This is a genomic window from Solirubrobacter pauli, assembly GCF_003633755.1.
GTDB lineage: Bacteria > Actinomycetota > Thermoleophilia > Solirubrobacterales > Solirubrobacteraceae > Solirubrobacter > Solirubrobacter pauli.
In genome coordinates, this window is the sequence record NZ_RBIL01000002.1 from 853,922 (window position 1) to 871,229 (window position 17,308).

Below are 17,308 nucleotides of genomic sequence, written 5' to 3' on the forward strand. Positions count from 1 at the left end.
ATGCCGCTGACCGCCGCCGAGCTGCTGCGCGCGTGCTCCGAACGTGCGCCGGGCCTGGTGTCCGTGATCGGGGCGCCCCCACCGGGGGCGCCCTCTGCGGCAGAGCAGGCACTGCAGCTTCGCTTCGCGGACGAGTACCGGGCCTTCCTCGAGCAGTTCGGAGCCGCCGAGGTGGGGACCTGCCGGATCTACGGCATCGACCTCTCCAGCGAGGCGGAGACCCTCAGCGTCGTGGCGCACACGCTCCAGGCACGAGCTGCGGGCCGGATCGGGCCCGACGAGCTCGTGCTCGCGTCCTGGGACGATCTGACGCTCGAAGTGCAGACGGTCACCGGTGACCGGGACGGTCCGGTCCGGGAGGTGTCGCTCGACGGCTCTGGCGAGCTCTTGGGTGCGACGTTCGTCGATTGGCTCGAGTACGTCGTGCGCGAGGAGCTCGACCTCGACGAGGGCACCTGAGCTGACGAGGCCGCGGCCGGGCGTCAGACCGTGACCGCGCCGGCGCCCGCGCGCCGGCGCACCACGGCCAGGAGCGCGTCGGCCACAGCCGGGTCGAAGTGCGTCCCGCGCAGGCGCTCGACCTCCTCGCACGCGCGCTCGACGCTCCAGGCCTCCTTGTAGGGGCGCTCGTGGGTGAGCGCGTCGAAGACGTCGCAGACCGCCGCGATCCGGCCTTCCAGCGGGATCGCGTCGCCGGCCAGGCCATTCGGGTAGCCGGTGCCGTCCCAGCGCTCGTGGTGGGTGTCGACGATGATCTGGGCGATCTGCAGGACGGGGGAGGGTGAGCCGTCGAGCAGCAGTGCGCCCTCGATGACGTGCCGGCGCATCGTCGTCATCTCGTCGTCGGTCAGGCGGGCGGGCTTGCGCAGGATCTCGTCGGGCACCCCGATCTTGCCGACGTCGTGCAGGACCGCCGCGTAGCGGATCGTCTCGGCGCGGGTGGGTGGCAGGCCGAGCTCGAGCGCGACCTCGCCGCACATGCGGCTCATCCGGTCGATGTGCTCGCCGGTGTCGTCGTCGTGGAGCTCGGCGGCGCGCGCCAGGCGGGCGACCACCTCCAGCTGGGTGGCCGCCAGGTCCTTCGTGCGCGCGTGGACGGCGGCCTCCAGCTCGGCGTTGTACCGGCTCACCCGCGCGCGGGCGGAGCGCTCGGCGACGGCGCGCACGAGCAGCGAGACCGCCAGCGTCAGGGCGAGCGCCACCAGTGGCACGGCGACCGTGAGCACCGTCCCGGCGCTGAACGCGAGCTGCGCGGCGACGGCGTACAGCAGCCCGGCGCCGACGGCGACCGCGCTGCCGCGCAGCGGGCCGAGGAAGCGCACGGCCACGGCGGCGACCGCGGCGAGCGCGACCGCGAGCACGAACGCCACCCAGCCGGGGATCGCGCGCAGCGGGTTGCCGTGCAGCGCGGTCCAGATCGCGTTCGCCTGGATCTCGGCGCCCGGCATCTGGCGGCCGCCCGGCGCGGACGTCGGGTGCACGTCCTGCAGCGCGGGGGCGGTCGCGCCGACGACGACGATCTTGCCGCGCAGCGCTGACGCGTCCCCTTCGAGCACGTCCGCGAACGAGTACGTCGGGATCGTGCCGGTCGGCCCGCGGAAGTCGATCAGCGCGCGCTCGTCGCGCACGGGCGCGCCGAGCCGCTCGCCGACGAGCGCGGGGATGGTCGGCAGCCGCGTGTCCTCGCGCGCGTAGCGGCGGATCGCGCCGCCGGGGTCGGTCGGGAACGTGCTCGCGGCGGCGCGGGCGCCACCGGCCCGCGCCAGGTTCTCGTCGCCGCCGAGGACGCGCGTGCGCCCGTCGTCGTCGACTTCCCCGGTGGCGAGGATCACGCGCTGGGCGCGGCCGATCGCGTCGTAGAGCGCGAGGTCCTCGTCGGGATCCTCGGACGGCTCGGTGAACTGGACGTCGTAGACGATCTGGCGGGCACCGGCCTCGCGCAGGCGGTCGACCATGCGCGCGTGCAGCGAGCGCGGGAACGGCCACTGCTCGTCGAGCTCGGTGAACGAGCGCTCGTCGATCCCGACGACCACGAGGCCGGACACCGGCTGCGTGCCGCGGACGCCGAAGCGCATGTCGATCGTCGTCGTCTCCGCGCGTTCGAGCGCCGGCGTGAGCGCGGCGACGAGGGCGACCACCGCGACGAGGGCGCCCGCGACCTTGGCGAGCCGGGTCATCCGGGGCGCGGCGAGAACCGTCGTTGTCCGGCGCGGACGAGCGTCGAGCGGCCGCCGCGGCGCGGCCATACCGAGACCGCGCCCTCACGCACGTAGACGGTCGTGCCCGCGCACGTGTCCTCGGTGCGCCACTCGGTGCCGCGGACGGTCGCGACGCTGCCGTTCCCGCGCGTGCGGAACGAGCCGCCGCTGTCCTTGCCCCACAGGCTGCGCTTCTTCTTTTTCTTCTTCGCCAGCGTGGACGCCGTCGCGCGCTCGCGCGCGCTGCAGGCGAGCGGGCCGGCGAGCGCGAGCTCGGTCATGCCGGTGGTGGTCTGGGTGACGCTGAACTTGCCGCCGTTGAACGTCCCACGCTGCGTGGCGCCGTCGACCTGCGCGCTGACGCGGACCCGGCCGTCGGTGGTGTCCAGCAGCACGCCCAGCGGGAGCACCGCCGTGCCGGTGAGCTGCGTGTACGTCTTCGCGTCCGGCGCCCGGTAGCCGACCGTGCCGCTGACGACCTCGACCGCGACGGTCCTGCCCTCGACCGGACCGGGGGCGGGGACGTCCGGGGCGGCGGTGGGTGTGGGGCTGACGTTCGGCAGCGGCGTGGCGGTGGGGGTGGGGTCGGGGACGACGGCCCGCTCACCGACCGTGAACGGGGCGGAAGCCGTGCTGCCGGCGGCGCTGGTGGCCGTCAGCCGCACGGCGTGCTCACCCGGCGCCAGCTCGGGAAGCGCCAGGCGCACCGTCCGGGCGGAGGTGGTGCCGTACAGCTCGGTGCGCGCGTGCGCGCGCCAAGCGCCGCCGGCGTCGCGCACCTCGACGGCCACGACCGCTTCCAGGCCGTTGGTGTTGACGGTGCCGGTCAGCGCGCCGTCGGCCACCGCGACGCCGGACACGGCGGGCGGGACCGAGAGCTTGATCAGGTACGGCGCACGGTCGAGCGCGACCCACACGTGGCCGTCAGGCCCGGCCGTGAGCGCGCGTGCGCCGGCCACCAGGTCGATGACGGTGATCGGCTGCCCGGGGACGATGCGCGCGACGCCGCCGTCCACGGCCGCCCACAGCGCACCGTCCGGCCCGCTGGTCAGCGCGGTGACCGGCGTGCCCACGGCGTAGGCCTCGGGATCGTCGAGCCGGTGCACGACGGTGCCCTGCGCGTACCAGATCGCTCCGGTGGCGTCGGCCGCGAGCGCGGTGGGCGACGCGCCCGCCACCGGGCGGTACGTCAACGCCCCCGCCGTCGTGATGCGACCCAGCCGGCTGCCCTCGGCGAACCACAGCGCGCCGTCCGGCGCCGCGGTGATCGCCCGCGTCTCACCCGCGACCGGGTAGGAGAGCTCGAGCGCGTCGGGCGTCAGCCGAGCGATCGCGGCGCCGGCGGTCATCCACAGCGCCCCGTCGGCGCCGGGGGTCAGAGACGTCGGCCGGCCGGCCTTCGGCGCGACGGTCACGACCGGCGTGCCCGGCCGCAGACGCGCGAGCCCGTCCGCGAGCGCGAACCACAGCGCGCCGTTCAGGCTCGTCACGCCGGACGGCCGCCCGTTCGGCGGGAACCCGCCGAGCCCGCCCGCACCCGCGTAGACGACGCTCCCCGCGGTCGTGATCCGCGCGATCCGGCCGGGATCGGCCGGCAGCGAGGCCCAGATCGCGCCGTCCGGGCCGGCGACGAGCGCGTCGGGCGCGCCGCCCAGCCCGTGGATCGGCGTCACCTGCGGCTGGGCCGCAGCGGCGGGCGCCATCACGAGCAGGGCGAGGAGCGCGAGGAGGTGGCGGAGGGGGCGCATGGTCGTGTCCTTGACCCCTCCGTCACACGTCTTTCCGGCCGATCGAAATCCCTGCGTGGTGGGGCGTTGACCGTACCTGACCCTCGTCGCCGGTGAGGGGTTCTGGCCGAATGTCCGGCCGCGCTAGGCGGTCTGGGCGCGAATCATCCAGGTCTGCTCCTCGAGCGTCGCGACCACGCCGTGGAGGAGGTCCGCGGTGACGGTGTCGACGTCCTCGAGCCGGTCCATCCGCTCGCGGATCGCGCCGATCGCCTCCGTGAGGATGCGGGTGAGGGCGACGAGCAGCTCGCGGTCGAGCTGCGGGCCCGCCTCGAGCACCGGCAGTGGCGTCTGATCCGCGATCGTCGCGATCCGGCCGTCGGGCGCGTGGCCGAGCGCGACCGCGCGCTCGGCCACGGTGTCCGCGGCTTCCCGCCAGGCGTCGACGAGCTCGTCCAGCTGCAGGTGCAGCGCGCGGAAGCTCGGCCCCTGCACGTTCCAGTGCGCGTGCTTGCCCGTCAGCGCGAGGTCGGTGAGGATCGCGAGGACGGCCTGCAGCTCGACGCCGATCGCCTCGCGGTCGGCGTGGCGCAGCGTGGGATGGTGGTCGGTGCTCAGCGTGCTCATGCCAGCGCCTCCTTCAGGAACGCGACGGCCTGCGCGATCGCCGCGCCCGCGGCGTTGGTCTCGCGCAGCGCGTTGACCATCATGAAGTCGTGGATCGCGCCGCCGTAGCGGGTGGCGGTGACGTCGACCCCGGCGGCGCGCAGGTTGCGCGCGTAGGCCTCGCCCTCGTCGCGCAGGACGTCCGCCTCGCCGTTGATCACGAGCGCCTTCGGCAGGCCCGCCAGGTCCTCGGCCGTCGCGCGCAGCGGGGACGCGGTGATCTCCGCACGCTCGTCCGGATCGGTCGTGTACTGGTCCCAGAACCAGAGCATGGCGTCGCGCCGCAGCCAGTAGCCCTCGGCGAACTGGTGGTAGGAGTCCGTGTCGAAGCTCGCGTCGGTCACCGGGTAGAAGAGCGCCTGCGCCTTGAAGTCGACGTCGCCGCGCTGCTTGGCCATCAGCGTGAGCGCCGCGGCCATGTTGCCGCCGACCGAGTCGCCGGCGATCACGAGGCGCGCGGCGTCGAGGCCCTTGGTCGCGCCGTCGCTCACGATCCACCGGGCGACCGCGTACTCCTGCTCGATCGCGACGGGATAGCGCGCTTCGGGGGAGAGGTCGTACTCGGGGAAGACGACCGCGGCGCCCGTGCCCACGGCGAGCTCGCGCACGAGCCGGTCGTGCGTGTGCGCGTTGCCGAACACCCAGCCGGCGCCGTGGATGTAGAGGATCACCGGCAGCACGCCGGTGGCGCCGGCCGGGCGCACGATCCGGGTCTTGACGCCGCTGGCGGTGATCCACTCGTCGTCGACCGCGGGCTTGTCGATCGGGCCGGCCTGCGTGTCGTCGACGACCTTGCGGCCCTCGGCGGGGGCCAGCTCGTAGAGGTACGGCGGGTTCGCGGTCGCCTCGGCGAACGCCTGCGCGGCGGGCTCGAGGACGACCGGCGTGGAGGTCTTGTCGGCGGAGAGAGAAGCCATGGCCGGAACTCTTCCGCTCGCTCAGGGCCCCGGCCAGACGTGCGGGCCTGACAGTCGCCGCCACCAGCCGGACACGAAGGTACGGCTAGCCGGACAGGTGGGTAGGCCCTCCGAGAACTACGGTGAACATGCGCATGTCAGTACGAGTCCTCCTCATCGACGATGACGCGAGATTTCGCTCGCTGGCTCGTGCGGTGCTGGACGCGTCGGGCCTCGACGTGATCGGTGAAGCGGGCACCGCGGCCGACGGCGCCGTCTTCGCCGCCCAGCTCGAGCCGGACGCGATCCTGCTCGACTGCGGCCTCCCGGACGGCGACGGCGTGATGCTGGCGGGGCAGCTGTCGGCGCTGCCGTGCAGCCCGCGGGTGCTGCTGACCTCCTCGGACCCCGACGCCACGACCGCCGAGGACGCCGTACGTCACGGCGCCTGCGGCTTCGTCCGCAAGCACGACCTCCCGGGCGAGGGCACCGACCTCCTCGCCGGTCTGGCCTAGCGTCCCGGTACTAGTCCAGCGCGCGCGGGTCCGGCAGGCCCGACGGCTCGGGTCGCGAGCGCGTCGCCCCGCGGTGGACCTCCATGTCCGAGGGCCGCGCGAGCAGGTCGAACAGCGCCTGCTGGTAGTCCCGGAACGCGGTCGAGCGCTGGTGTGCGACCCACGCGGCCTCGTCGGCCCATTCCTGCACGTGCACGTACTCGTCGGGATCGTCGAGCATCGCGGCGAAGCGGTACGTGCGGCAGCCGGCCTCCTGCGCGACCGCGCGCTCGGTCGCCTGCATCAGCGCGCGCAGCTCGTCGCGGCGGCCGGCGAGGCCGTGGATCCGGGTGATGGCGAGGACAGACTCGGGCACCGGCGGATCGTAGGCCACGGCCCTCCGGCGCGCGTCGCCGGCGAGCCGTCCGGTCCGCTTGCGACCCTTCGTGGATGAGTCAGGATCGCGACTCGTACGCGCCGCGCCACCCCAGCCTCGAGCGTCGCTCGCTCGTGCTCTGGACGGGGTACCGCGGCGGGGTGGACCTCGAGGCGCTGGACCGCTCGGTCAGCAACGCGCTCGCGCTCCCGCTCAAGCACGCGGCGAACGAGGCCGGCGTCGTCGAGCGGGCGCACGCACTCGGCATGGGCGTCGTCCTGCCGGGGCAGGCCTGGCTGAACCAGCTGCCACCGGCCGACCGCGGCGGCGCGTTCGCCCGGCTGCCGTACGCGCTGCGGACGCCGCTGGACCCTGACGCCGCGCGCCTGTCGGACACGTCGATCGACGCGTACGCCGAGGCGTTCCTGGAAGCGCAGCTCCTCGGCCGCGCGACGCTCGTCACCACGCCGGCCCACGTCCTGGGCACGGAGGCCGCCGCGGGCCGCGCGCAGGAGCTCGCGTTCGCGCACGCCACCGCGGCCGCGTGGGAGCAACGGCAGGGCTGGCGGCCGCCGCCGGACCGCCCGGACGGTCCGCCGCGCACGCTGTTCGCCACCCTCGCGGTGCGCGGCCGCCATGTCGGCGCCGCCGCCGAGGCGCTCGTCGACGCCTACGCCGACCTGCCCGTGGAGGGCTACTGGGTGGTGATCGTCAACGGCGGCGCCTCGGCCCGCCAGCTCGAAGGCATCACCCGGCTGGCCCTCGGCCTGCAGGAGCGCACGGGCCGCCCGGTGGCCGTCAACGGCGCGACCGGCGCCCACGTCGCGCTGCTGGCGAGCGGCGTGGCCGCCACCTGCGCCGGCCTGCACGGCATGCGCCCGGCCTTCCCGCCGGTCCCGATCGAGCGCGCCGACGACACCGGCGTCGGCATCGCCATCTACCACCCGGCCATCCTCGGCACGCTGCCGCTCGGCCCGGCGTACGCCGCCATCCGCACCCGCCTGTTCGCGCTTCAGCCGTGCGGCTGCGGCCACCACGCCGCGGGCGCACCGCCCACCGGCCGCCGCGCGATCGTCGCCCACAACACGGCCTGCCTCACCGACGAAGCCCGCGACGCCACCTTCATGGCCCCGGCCATCGACGAGCAGCGCCTGGCCGCCCGCGTCGAACGCGCGAACCGCCTGCGCCGTCCGCTCGGCTTGAGCGACCTGCCGGTCGGCTGGACCGCCGTCGCCCGTGCGGCGCGCGCCTTCCGCGCCGGCGAAGACCTCGCAGACGAGGGCTAGGCGCACGCCGCGCGCCGCGCCGCCAGCGGGGCGAGTGGCGTGGGTGGCGTGGGCGCGAGCGGCGCGGAGGCGCGCGGCGCGCGGGCGTTTCGCGGCGCGGGGCGTACGCGCGGCGTCGCCCGAGCGTCGTTGCCGGGCTAGGCGCGTAGGCGCGCCGACTGCGCGCGCAGGGCGGCGAGCGGCGCCCACTCGCTCATGGTGCGGCCGTCCGCCAGGGCGGCCAGCTCCCAGGCGCGGGCCTGCTCGACGTCCGCGTCCCGGAGCAGTGCGGGCAGGTCGGTGTCGGCGAGCTGCCCCGCGAGGCGCAGTGGGAGGCCGACGGTCGACGGCGCGGCCGGCCGCTCGGCGCGTGCGGCCGTGAGCGTCAGTCGGCGCGCGTAGGCCGCGTCGCGGTCGTCCGCGCGCTGCTCGAAGCGCTGGCCGGAGGCGAGGCCGTCGACCAGGCGCGGGTCGACGCGGACCGCGCACAGCGTCGCGCGCACCAGCGCGTGCTCGACGCAGAGACGGACGGCGAGCTCGGGGTCGAGCCCCGCGCCGGCGGCCTGCTCGAGCACGCGGGTGACTGCCGGGGAGGACGGCAGCGCCCACGGCTCGAGCCGGTCGCCGGCGCGCGTGCTCACCACGAACTCGAGCGCCTCGTCGCGGGACTCGGCGACGGCGGAGCGGCCGCCCGTGATCACGCGCATCGCGTGCGGTCGGCGGTTCGGGTCCGAAGTCGTCTGCGCCATGGTAGAAATGAATTCTACATGGCTCGCGGGAGAAAGGCGTTGACGGATCGCGACTGGCTGTTCGGGTCGCGTCCGCGCCGGCTCGCGCTCGAAGCGCTGTTCGCCGAGCCGGGCCGGCGCTGGTCGAAGGCGGCGCTCGCGCGGGCCGCCGAGGTGAGCCCGCACGGCGGCATCGACGAGCACGTCGCGGGCTTCACGCGGATCGGGCTGCTGACCGACGACGGCGACGGCCTGCGGCTGGCCGACCCGATGCCGGCGTACGCCGCGTCGCTCAGAGGGCTGCTGGGCGAGCTGCAGCGCGTACGCGACTAAGCGGACCTCGCCGTCAGCTTGGTGACGCCGCGCTGGGAGCGTCGCGCCCGCGTGCCGAATTCACGGGCATGAGCGCGAGCCGTCGCAACCACGTCCAGATCAGCGGAAACCCCGACGGCCCGCCGATGGTGCTCGTGCACGGCTTCGGCTGCGACCAGGGCATGTGGCGCCGCGTCGCGCCGGCGTTCGAGACCACGCACCGCGTCGTGCTGCTCGACCATGTCGGCGCGGGCGGCTCGGACGCGTCCGGCTTCACCCCGGCGCGCTACGCCAACCTGACGGCCTACGCCCGCGACATCGTCGAGGTCTGCCTCGAGCTCGACCTCACCGACATCGTCTTCGTCGGCCACTCGGTGAGCGCGATGATCGGCGTGCTGGCGGCCAACCTCGCACCCGAGCGATTCGCCCAGCTGGTCCTGATCGGCCCGTCCCCGCGCTACATCGACGACGAGGACTACGTCGGCGGGTTCACGCGCGAGGACATCGACGGCCTGCTCGAGAACATGGAGACGGACTACCTCGGCTGGTCGAGCGTCATGGCGCCCGCGATCATGGGCCGCCCGGACGCCCCGGAGCTGGGGGAGGAGCTGACCGCGTCGTTCTGCCGCTCGGACCAGACGACCGCCCGCCACTTCGCGCGCGTGACGTTCACGTCCGACAACCGCGCCGACCTCCCGCGATCGACCACACCCGCCCTGATCCTGCAGTGCCGGGACGACGTCATCGCCCCGATCCCGGTCGGTGAGTACGTGCACGCGCACCTGCCGCAGAGCACGTTCGTGCTGCTCGACGCCTCCGGCCACTGCCCGCACCTGAGCGCTCCGCAGGAGACGATCGCCGCGATCCGCGCCTACCTGGACGCGTGATGCCGACCGACGAGCCGTCACTCGAGGAGCTCTACGAGGACGCTCCCTGCGGTTACGTCTCGATGACCGCCGACGGGACGATCACCCGCGCCAACCGGACGTTCGTGCGCTCGCTCGGCCGCAGCGGCGAGGAGGTCGTCGGCCAGCGCCTGCAATCCCTGATGACGCCCGGCTCGCGGCTGTACGCGGAGACGCACTGGCGGCCGCGCCTGGACCTCGCCGGCGAGCTGCGCGAGATGCCGGTCGACCTCGTGCGCGCCGACCGCAGCCGCCTGCCGGTCCTGCTCAGCGCCGTCCAGGTCGGCGACAGCGTCCGCGCGAGCGTGTTCGACGCCAGCGACCGCCGTCGCTACGAGCGCGAGCTGCTCGCCGCCCGTGACGTCGAGCGGGAGGCCCGCGAGCGGGTCGAGCGCCTGCAGCGCCTGTCGACCGCGCTGTCGGCGGCGGTCGGCCTGGACTCGGTCGCCGCGGCCCTGGTGGACGGCGTGTTCGACGCGGTCGCCCCCGAGCGCTGCAGCGTCAGCCTCGACGGCACCACGCTCCACCAGCGCGAGGAGCTGATCCCAACCGCGGGGTCCACGACGGCGCACGAGCTGCCGCTCGACGTCAGCGGCCGCCGGATCGGCACGCTCACGATCACCTTCGCCGCCGACCGCGAGCTGACCGTCGACGACCGCGCGTTCCTCGACGCGTGCGCCGCCGCCGGCGCGACCGCCGTGTGGCGCGCGGACCTGTTCGCGCAGATGCGCCACCAGGCGGTGCACGACCCGCTGACCGGCTTGCCGAACTGGCTGATGCTGTCCGAGCGGCTCGCCTACCTGATCGCCCGCGCCCGCCGGTACGACGAGCACTTCGCCGTCGTCGCCGTCGGCCTCGACAACTTCAAGACGATCAACGACACGCGCGGGCACGCGGTCGGCAACGAGGTCCTGCGGCTCGTCGCGGCGCGCCTGTCCGGCGCGATCCGCGAGACGGACCTCGTCGCCCGCGCGGGCGGCGACGAGTTCATCGTCGTCTACGCCGACCTCGCTTCCGAGGACGAGAGCGACCTCGTCGCCGGCCGGCTCCAGGCCACCTTCGCCGATCCGGTGACCGCGTCCGACGGCGAGGTCTACGTCCGCGCCAGCGTCGGGGTCGTCGCCGTCGACTCCGGCGCGGAGGACGCCGAGCGCGTGCTCAGCGACGCCGACGTGGCGCTGATGGCCGCCAAGCGCAGCGCGGCGGACCATCCGATCCGCTTCGACCACACGATGCGCGAGCGCGTCCGCGAGCGGGCCCGCGTGGAGCAGGACCTGCGCACCGCCCTCGACAACGACGAGCTGATCGTCCACTACCAGCCGATCGTCGCCGCCGCCGACGGCACGCTGCGGTCGATGGAGGCCCTGGTCCGCTGGGAGCACCCGACGCGAGGGCTCGTCTCGCCTGGCGTGTTCGTCCCGGTCGCCGAGGACTGCGGGCTGATCCTCGAGATCGGACGGCACGTGCTCGACACGGCCTGCCGGCAGCTGGCGGCGTGGCGCGCCGCGGGCCAGGTGGCCGACCACGTCGGCGTCACGGTCAACGTGTCGGCCCGGCAGCTCGAGCAACCGGGGCTGGTCGACGAGGTCGCCGCCGCACTCGCCGCCTCCGGCCTCGACCGCACCCCCAGCCGCCTCGGGCTGGAGCTGACCGAGTCGATGCTGATGCACTCGCCCGAGGCGGCGCTCGACCGGCTGTGCGAGCTGCGCGCCCTCGGCGTCCGGCTGCTGCTCGACGACTTCGGGACGGGCGCCTCGTCGCTCGCCCGGCTGCGCCGTCTGCCGGTGGACACGCTCAAGATCGACCGCGCCTTCATCACCGGGCTCGGCGGCGAGGACCGCGACGACGACGCCTTCGTCGCGGCCATCACCTCCCTGGCCGGAGCGCTCGGCCTCGACACCGTGGCCGAGGGCGTCGAGACCGAGATCCAGCTCGCGCGGCTCCAGCAGCTCGGCGCCACGCGGATTCAGGGCTTCCTCTTCTCCCGTCCGGTGCCCGCGAACGAGTTCGTGCGGGACTGGGGCCTGGCTGCTCCCTAGGGCGTCGTGGTGGACAACGTGAACGTGAACGTCTTCGCGTAGCTGCCGGTCCGCAGCGGGTCGGACGCGTCGATCGATTGCCGCAGGCGGATCGTCTTGACGTCCTGGCTGGCGGGACCGGAGTAGCTGTGCAGCGTCAGCGGTGCGGCACCGACCGGCGCGAACGCGCCGGCCACCGTCGCCTCGACCGGGCGGGCGAGCGCGAAGCTGCCGTTGCGCAACCGCCCGGGCGTCTCGGCGGCCGGGTCGGAGACGCTCAACGCGGCGTCGCCGGCGGTGCTGGTGACGGTCGCGTCCACGCCGCGCTCGTAGTCGCGCGTGACGCCCGGCGTGAAGGCGCCGAAGCTCACCGCGCCCGACAGCGACAGGGACAGGGTCGCCGCGACGGTGCCGCTGACCGGCTGGTCGACCACGTTGGCGAGGTCCGCGGTCGTGACCGTCACGTCCTGCTCGGCGCTCTCGTGGAAGCCGTCGCTCACGCGCACCTTGAGCGCGTACGTGGTCAGCTCGTCGAGGCGCTCCGGCTTGGCGACGGTCAGCTCACCGGTGGCGGGGGCGATAGCGAAGACGCCGGCCTCGTTGCCGCCGGTGATCCGCCACGTGAACGTGCGCAGGTTCGGGCGCCCGATCTTCGACGCCCAGTCGCTCGCCTGCACGGTGCCGACCCGGTTGGCGTTGCCGTCGGCGACGGTGAACGCCTGGCCGGCCCCGATCACCGGGGCGATCCCGCGGACGTAGTCGTAGAGCCACAGGGCGGCGGGCTTGGGCGTGTCGTTGGAGAGCACGATCGGCGCGTTCTGGGCGTTGCGCCAGTGGTTGGGCTGCCGCCAGCCCCAGAGCGTGATGCCCTCGACCCGCGGGTGGTCCCAGAACGTCGGCACGACCCGCCGGTAGTGCGCGAGCTGCATCTCATCCCCAGGGACGCCGTTGACCGCGAACCCGTCCAGGTCGAGCTCGGTGACGTGGATCGGCACGCCCGTCGCCGCCAGCCGGTCCAGGTTGGCCCGGTGCACCGCCATCGAGGCGTACGGGTCGTAGGGATGGCCCGGGATCGACGGCACGTTCGGGTTGTCCGGGATGAACTCGAACGCGTGCGCCTGCAACCCGATCACGTCGATCAGGTTCTCGGCCTTGAGCAGGTTGATGATCTTCAGGTACTCGTCGGTCGACGCGGTCTGGCCGGTGATCGCGACGTCGTTGAGCATCAGCTTCGTGTTCGGGAAGTACTGCTTCGCGAGCCGGAAGGCGTTCAGGATCCAGTCGTAGCCGGAGGCGCCGGCGCCGCCGAGCGCCTGCACGTAGTTGCCGCTGGACGCGAAGTTCGCGCCGGCGTTCTTCGGCGTCGAGCCGTCCGGCGGGTCCCAGGTCGGCTCGTTGACCACCTGCAGCCATTCGATCTTCGGGTAGCGCTCGGCGACCGCCGCGTACCACTTCTTGATCTCGACGAGCTGCTCGTCCGGCGGCAGCGTCGCCATCCACGTGGGCTGCTGGTTGCCCCACAGCAGCACGTGGAAGTTGAACTTCATGCCGTTGGCCTGCGCGTAGTTGTAGGCCGTGTCGAGCTGCTGCCAGCGCATTGCGCCCGTGCGCGTCGTGTTGGCGGCCACGCCCCACTTGCCGCCGTTCTCCGGCGTGATCTGGTTGAAGTACTCGTTGAACAGCGGACGCGTGAACTCGCTGATGCTGCCGAGCCACTTGTCCTTGCTGTAGGTGGGGAACTGCTGGGCCTGCGCGGCCGGCGCGGCGCAGGCCAAGGCCGCCGCCGCGGTTGCGGCGGCGGCCAAGGACCGGTGCATGCCTCTCTCTCCTCCTTCGGACGGCACTACGGCGCCGTCGTGGACAGCGTGAACGTGACCGCCCGCGAGTAGGTGCCGGTGCGCAGCGGCTCGTCGGCGGCGATGCGCTGCGTGAACGTCACCGCCACCGCCTCGTTGCTCGTCGGCCCGCTCCACGCGGTCTTCGCCAGCGACACCCCCAGCGGGTCCCGCAACGAGAACGCCCCGTTGGTGAGGCGTCCCGGGTCGCCGACCGAGAGCGTCGCGTCGCCGGCGCTCGAGGTGACCGTCGCCGTGGTGGTGGCCGTGTACTCGGCCGCAACGCCCGGACGCAGCGTCGGGAACGTCGCCGGAGCGCCGAGCGAGAGCCCGAGCGTCGCCGGCACCGAGCCGCCCACGGTGCCGGGGGTCTCGGTGATCAGGCTCGGCACGACCTCGCCCGCGCTCGTGATCCGGAAGGCGTCGAACGCCGCCTGCAGGTCCGTCGAGGTGCCGGCCCGGTTGAAGGCGAACAGCCCGGCCTTGGCCGGCTCGACGTTGAGCGTCGTGGCGCCGAAGTAGCGCCAGACCGTGCCGTCGGACGAGTAGTACGCCTTGTAGGCGTTGCCGGCCTTGGCGAGCCGCAGCCAGATCGCGCCGGACGCGCCGACGATGTTCTGGGCGTCCGCACCCGTCACCTGGATCGTGGTCGCGGTGCCGTTCTGCTCCCGCAGCAGCACGACGCGCAGCTTGTTGATGGCCTGCGTCGAGCTCGCCATCTCCCAGCCGACCTTCACGTAGTTCTGGTCGTCGGCGTAGGCGAGCACGCCGGCCTGCTCGTTGTTCTGCGCGAGCGGGCGGGAGAAGACGACCTTGGTCTCGGTCGTCCAATCCCCGTTGACGTCCTGCAGCACGAGGTTGCGGGCCGTGTTCGTCGAGCCCTGCAGGTCACCGGCCTGGGAGGTGAGGACGAGCGAGCCGTTCTGGACCCGGCGACGGGCGTCGTCGGGACGCACCACCTGCCACTGCGAGCCGAGCGCGGTGCCGTCGAACTCGTCGCTGCCACGCAGCCGCGTGTCGAGGTTGACCGTGTAGACGGCGGTCGCCGTGCCGTTGGCGACGGTGACCTTCGCGGCGCCGGTGCGCGTCGGCGCTTGCTCGACGGTCACGGTGGCCGCCGGGTCGGCGGCGGTCGCGTCGACGACCGGCACCTGGTCGACCCCGGTCTCGACGAGCGCGTTGTAGCTGAGCGTCTCGGGCTTGAGCGTGAGCGCGTGCCGGTTGACCCGCAGCGCGGCCAGGGTCGTGTCCGGCACGAAGTTGAGCACGTAGTTCTTGACCAGCGGACCGAAGAAGTCGGTCTTGGTGACCTTCACGACGGCCTGGTCGGCCGACTGGCTGACGATCTCGGCGCGCGCGCCGGGATCCAGCGCGCGGACCGCCGTGATCGTGCGCGACGCGCCCGCCTTGACCGGGATCGTGTACGCGGAGGCCGACAGGTCGAACCCGCGGCGCTCGACGCCGCCGACCGTGATCGCGGCCGACAGCGGGCCACCGTCCACCGGGTTCGGGCGCCCGCTGAACTCGCGCCAGTAGTTCACGCTGGTGTCACGCCACGAGCTCGCGTCGGCCTCGTGCTGGGCGAGCTTGGCCTTGACCTCGGCGAAGCGCCGCGCGTCGACCAGCGGCTGCAACGTGTCCCACGTCTCGCGCAGCCACGTCACGTACTGCACGCCCATCTGGTAGCGGTACACGAGCTCGTCCCAGAACGGCCGGCCGCTCTGCATGCGACGGTCCCACGGCACGTGGTGGAACCACATCAGCAGGTTCTCGGGCGTGGTGTCGATGCTGCTGTAGCGCTCCTTGAGCGGCGAGAAGTACTGCGCGGCGAAGTTCGAGCCGGTGGGGGAGCGGTCGAACCCGAGCCCGGCGCTGTCGGCCTTGTTGTAGTAGACGGGGCTCCAGTCGTCGCGCTGGAACCACTCGTTGGGCATCGGGCCGTAGTGGTCGCTGGAGCGGAACTGGTGCGCGACGCCGAGCGGCGTCTCGTAGCTCACGTTCGCCTCCCAGGAGCCCATCATCATCTTCACCACGGTGTCGACGACGCCGGGGTTCGTGCCCCAGGTCATCCGCACCCACTCGCGCGCGATCGCCTCCGACCCGAGCTTCCAGTCCCAGGCCAGCCGGCCGAACGCGTACAGGTTGGCCTGGCCGAAGTGGTGGCCGGTGAGGTTCTCGGAGTTGCCGAGGTTGGCGACGCCGACGAACGCGGTGTCCGCCTGGCCCTGCGAGGTGCCGTCGACGACCTCGCCGGCGAGGCCGGCGCCACCCGTGTCGGTCTTGAGGACCTCTTCCCACATCGGCGCCAGGTACGTGAGCATCCGGCTCTGGCCGGTGTACTCCTGCGTGATCTGGACCTCCATGGCCTGGTTGGTGTGCTCCATCCGGCCGAACATCGGATGCAGCGGCTCGCGCGACTGGAAGTCCAGCGGGCCGTTCTTGGTCTGCAGGAACACGTTGTCGGCGAAGCGGCCCTTGGTGCCGTCGGGCTGTGGCTCCTCGTCGATCGGATCGAACTCGAGGATCGGTCGCTTCAGCCGGTCGTTGTCGACGTTGGCGTTGTAGACGAAGGTGCGCCAGAAGACCTTCATGCCCAGCGGCGCGAGCGCGGCGCCCATCCCGTTGGCGCCGTCGCCGTGATCGTCCCCGAAGTCCTGCGGGCCGGGCTGGCCCTCCGAGTTCGCCTTCACGGTGAAGCCGATGAAGTCCGGGATGGCGAGCTTGATCTGGTTCGCCTTGCGCGACCACCAGCCGCGGAACTCGGCGCTGTACGGGTCCAGCTGCGCGGCGGTGAGCGTGTCGGGCGCGAAGCGGTTGTCGGTCGGCGCGTCGTAGCGCACCGAGAGCGCGAGCCGGATGCCGTACGGGCGCAACGCGTCGGCGAGCGCGGCCTCCTGCGCGATGTACGCGCTCGTCAGGTACGCGTTGTTCGCGTTGACGTTGTTGATCGTGATGCCGTTGATGCCCACCGAGGCCAGCGCGCGGGCCATGACGACGTAGCGGTCCAGGATCAGCGGCAGGTTGCGCGGCGCGCTGGCACCGGTGGCCGCGAAGTTGAAGATCGCGCCGTTCTCGCCGTTGAGGCCGCCGGTGCCCGCGGTGTTGTTGCCCGCGTACAGGCGCTCCGTGTCCCAGTAGTTGAGGTGGCGGTGCTTGATCTTGGGGGAGGAGGCGACGTCGAGCGCGCCGATCGGCTGCAGCGTCTGGAGGTGCCGCAGGAAGGCGAAGCTGCCGTAGAGCGCGCCGAGCTCGGTGCGGCCGGCGATGATCGTCCGGCTGCCGACCGTGCGGATCACGTAGCCCTCGGCGTTGACCAGGTCGGCGGCCGGGATGGCGTCGCGCACGACGGCCGAGCTCTCGCGCGTGCCGACGACGACGGAGCCGTCGGCGGCGGCCGGGACGGGCCGGTCCAGCAGTCCGCTCAGACCGCGGACGAGCTCCTCGCGCGCGGCCTCGAGGCTCGTGCGGGAGAGCTTCTCCGTGCCGCCGCTCTCCATCGCGAGGTTCGCGGTCTGGCGGTGGACGGGGTTCGCGTCGGCGTTCTCGACCGCGACGCCGGTGATCGCCGCGCGGTACTGCGCGAGCCGATCGGCGTCGGTGATCGGCACGTAGCGCAGCCAGAGCTGCGAGCCGTTGTACGTGTCGCTCTGCGCCTGCGCGGTGGACGGCGCCGCGAACGCGGCCGCGCACAGCACCAACAGCGCCACAGCGCGCCGCCGGAATACCCCTGTCATCGAGCTCTCCCTCTCGTGGGCCGGGTTCGGCCAGTCGCACAACTATCTAAGCTGTATGACTGTCTGTCAAGCCCCGTCGGCGGTTCGGTGCGGGAGGGAGATTCCGCTCTACAGCTTCTGGTTACACGAGTCGACGAGTGCTCATGTCGTCGTC

At 73.2% G+C, this 17,308-nt stretch carries 14 protein-coding genes; 6 read left to right on the forward strand and 8 right to left on the reverse strand.

Annotation, left to right across the window (positions count from 1 at the left end):
• Positions 1-459 carry an SMI1/KNR4 family protein gene (locus tag C8N24_RS23770; protein WP_121254819.1) on the forward strand — a complete coding sequence of 153 codons (459 nt, stop codon included), beginning with the start codon at positions 1-3 and terminating at the stop codon, positions 457-459.
• Positions 460-482: 23 nt separating this feature from the next.
• Here the strand turns inward: C8N24_RS23770 and C8N24_RS23775 are convergent, their stop codons facing one another.
• The 4 genes from C8N24_RS23775 to C8N24_RS23790 form a co-directional block, all read right to left on the reverse strand.
• The gene (locus C8N24_RS23775) at positions 483-2,177 is read right to left on the reverse strand and encodes a CHASE2 domain-containing protein (protein WP_170179358.1); all 1,695 of its coding nucleotides are present in this window, start codon (positions 2,175-2,177) and stop codon (positions 483-485) included.
• Positions 2,174-3,946, reverse strand: a complete 1,773-nt coding sequence (locus C8N24_RS23780) for a Vgb family protein (RefSeq protein ID WP_121254823.1) — start codon at positions 3,944-3,946, stop codon at positions 2,174-2,176. Before C8N24_RS23780 ends, C8N24_RS23775 begins: the two co-directional genes overlap by 4 nt.
• A 123-nt stretch (positions 3,947-4,069) precedes the next feature.
• Positions 4,070-4,552 carry a Dps family protein gene (locus tag C8N24_RS23785; RefSeq protein ID WP_121254825.1) on the reverse strand — a complete coding sequence of 161 codons (483 nt, stop codon included), beginning with the start codon at positions 4,550-4,552 and terminating at the stop codon, positions 4,070-4,072.
• Positions 4,549-5,508, reverse strand: a complete 960-nt coding sequence (locus tag C8N24_RS23790) for an alpha/beta hydrolase (protein ID WP_121254827.1) — start codon at positions 5,506-5,508, stop codon at positions 4,549-4,551. Before C8N24_RS23790 ends, C8N24_RS23785 begins: the two co-directional genes overlap by 4 nt.
• Before the next feature lie 134 nt (positions 5,509-5,642).
• Here C8N24_RS23790 and C8N24_RS23795 point away from each other — a divergent pair, with 134 nt between their 5' ends.
• The gene (locus tag C8N24_RS23795; protein WP_170179359.1) at positions 5,643-6,002 is read left to right on the forward strand and encodes a response regulator; all 360 of its coding nucleotides are present in this window, start codon (positions 5,643-5,645) and stop codon (positions 6,000-6,002) included.
• Positions 6,003-6,012: 10 nt separating this feature from the next.
• Here the strand turns inward: C8N24_RS23795 and C8N24_RS23800 are convergent, their stop codons facing one another.
• Positions 6,013-6,357, reverse strand: coding sequence for a putative quinol monooxygenase (locus C8N24_RS23800; RefSeq protein ID WP_170179360.1), 345 nt, complete (start codon positions 6,355-6,357; stop codon positions 6,013-6,015).
• A gap of 74 nt (positions 6,358-6,431) precedes the next feature.
• Between C8N24_RS23800 and C8N24_RS23805 the strand changes: the two genes are divergently transcribed.
• Positions 6,432-7,643 carry a hypothetical protein gene (locus C8N24_RS23805; protein ID WP_121254833.1) on the forward strand — a complete coding sequence of 404 codons (1,212 nt, stop codon included), beginning with the start codon at positions 6,432-6,434 and terminating at the stop codon, positions 7,641-7,643.
• A gap of 137 nt (positions 7,644-7,780) precedes the next feature.
• Here the strand turns inward: C8N24_RS23805 and C8N24_RS23810 are convergent, their stop codons facing one another.
• Positions 7,781-8,371, reverse strand: coding sequence for a hypothetical protein (locus tag C8N24_RS23810; protein WP_147447956.1), 591 nt, complete (start codon positions 8,369-8,371; stop codon positions 7,781-7,783).
• A gap of 18 nt (positions 8,372-8,389) precedes the next feature.
• On the opposite strand from C8N24_RS23810, the gene C8N24_RS23815 reads away from it, so the two are divergent.
• From C8N24_RS23815 to C8N24_RS23825, 3 genes are all read left to right on the forward strand, one after another.
• Entirely contained in the window at positions 8,390-8,683 is a 294-nt protein-coding gene (locus C8N24_RS23815; protein WP_147447957.1) for a hypothetical protein, read from the forward strand.
• A gap of 68 nt (positions 8,684-8,751) precedes the next feature.
• Complete coding sequence (locus tag C8N24_RS23820; protein ID WP_121254840.1) at positions 8,752-9,549, forward strand: alpha/beta fold hydrolase; 798 nt, start codon at positions 8,752-8,754, stop codon at positions 9,547-9,549.
• Entirely contained in the window at positions 9,549-11,606 is a 2,058-nt protein-coding gene (locus C8N24_RS23825; protein ID WP_121254842.1) for a putative bifunctional diguanylate cyclase/phosphodiesterase, read from the forward strand. Before C8N24_RS23820 ends, C8N24_RS23825 begins: the two co-directional genes overlap by 1 nt.
• Here C8N24_RS23825 and C8N24_RS34780 read toward each other — a convergent pair.
• Together C8N24_RS34780 and C8N24_RS23835 are read right to left on the reverse strand one after the other, a co-directional pair.
• Positions 11,603-13,402, reverse strand: coding sequence for an endo-1,4-beta-xylanase (locus C8N24_RS34780; protein WP_211340128.1), 1,800 nt, complete (start codon positions 13,400-13,402; stop codon positions 11,603-11,605). The genes C8N24_RS23825 and C8N24_RS34780 overlap by 4 nt on opposite strands.
• A gap of 26 nt (positions 13,403-13,428) precedes the next feature.
• Positions 13,429-17,154 (reverse strand): alpha-glucuronidase family glycosyl hydrolase, encoded by a 3,726-nt coding sequence (locus C8N24_RS23835; protein ID WP_121254844.1) that lies wholly within the window; start codon positions 17,152-17,154, stop codon positions 13,429-13,431.
• Between the last annotated feature and the right edge of the window lie 154 nt (positions 17,155-17,308).

Coding starts and splice junctions, on each gene's coding strand:
- C8N24_RS34780 (WP_211340128.1), bottom strand. CDS start 13,402: ATGCACCGGTCCTTGGCCGCCGCCGCAACCGCGGCGGCGGCCTTGGCC.
- C8N24_RS23790 (WP_121254827.1), bottom strand. CDS start 5,508: ATGGCTTCTCTCTCCGCCGACAAGACCTCCACGCCGGTCGTCCTCGAG.
- C8N24_RS23825 (WP_121254842.1), top strand. CDS start 9,549: ATGCCGACCGACGAGCCGTCACTCGAGGAGCTCTACGAGGACGCTCCC.
- C8N24_RS23805 (WP_121254833.1), top strand. CDS start 6,432: ATGAGTCAGGATCGCGACTCGTACGCGCCGCGCCACCCCAGCCTCGAG.
- C8N24_RS23795 (WP_170179359.1), top strand. CDS start 5,643: ATGTCAGTACGAGTCCTCCTCATCGACGATGACGCGAGATTTCGCTCG.
- C8N24_RS23785 (WP_121254825.1), bottom strand. CDS start 4,552: ATGAGCACGCTGAGCACCGACCACCATCCCACGCTGCGCCACGCCGAC.
- C8N24_RS23820 (WP_121254840.1), top strand. CDS start 8,752: ATGAGCGCGAGCCGTCGCAACCACGTCCAGATCAGCGGAAACCCCGAC.
- C8N24_RS23780 (WP_121254823.1), bottom strand. CDS start 3,946: ATGCGCCCCCTCCGCCACCTCCTCGCGCTCCTCGCCCTGCTCGTGATG.
- C8N24_RS23770 (WP_121254819.1), top strand. CDS start 1: ATGCCGCTGACCGCCGCCGAGCTGCTGCGCGCGTGCTCCGAACGTGCG.
- C8N24_RS23835 (WP_121254844.1), bottom strand. CDS start 17,154: ATGACAGGGGTATTCCGGCGGCGCGCTGTGGCGCTGTTGGTGCTGTGC.
- C8N24_RS23775 (WP_170179358.1), bottom strand. CDS start 2,177: ATGACCCGGCTCGCCAAGGTCGCGGGCGCCCTCGTCGCGGTGGTCGCC.
- C8N24_RS23815 (WP_147447957.1), top strand. CDS start 8,390: ATGGCTCGCGGGAGAAAGGCGTTGACGGATCGCGACTGGCTGTTCGGG.
- C8N24_RS23810 (WP_147447956.1), bottom strand. CDS start 8,371: ATGGCGCAGACGACTTCGGACCCGAACCGCCGACCGCACGCGATGCGC.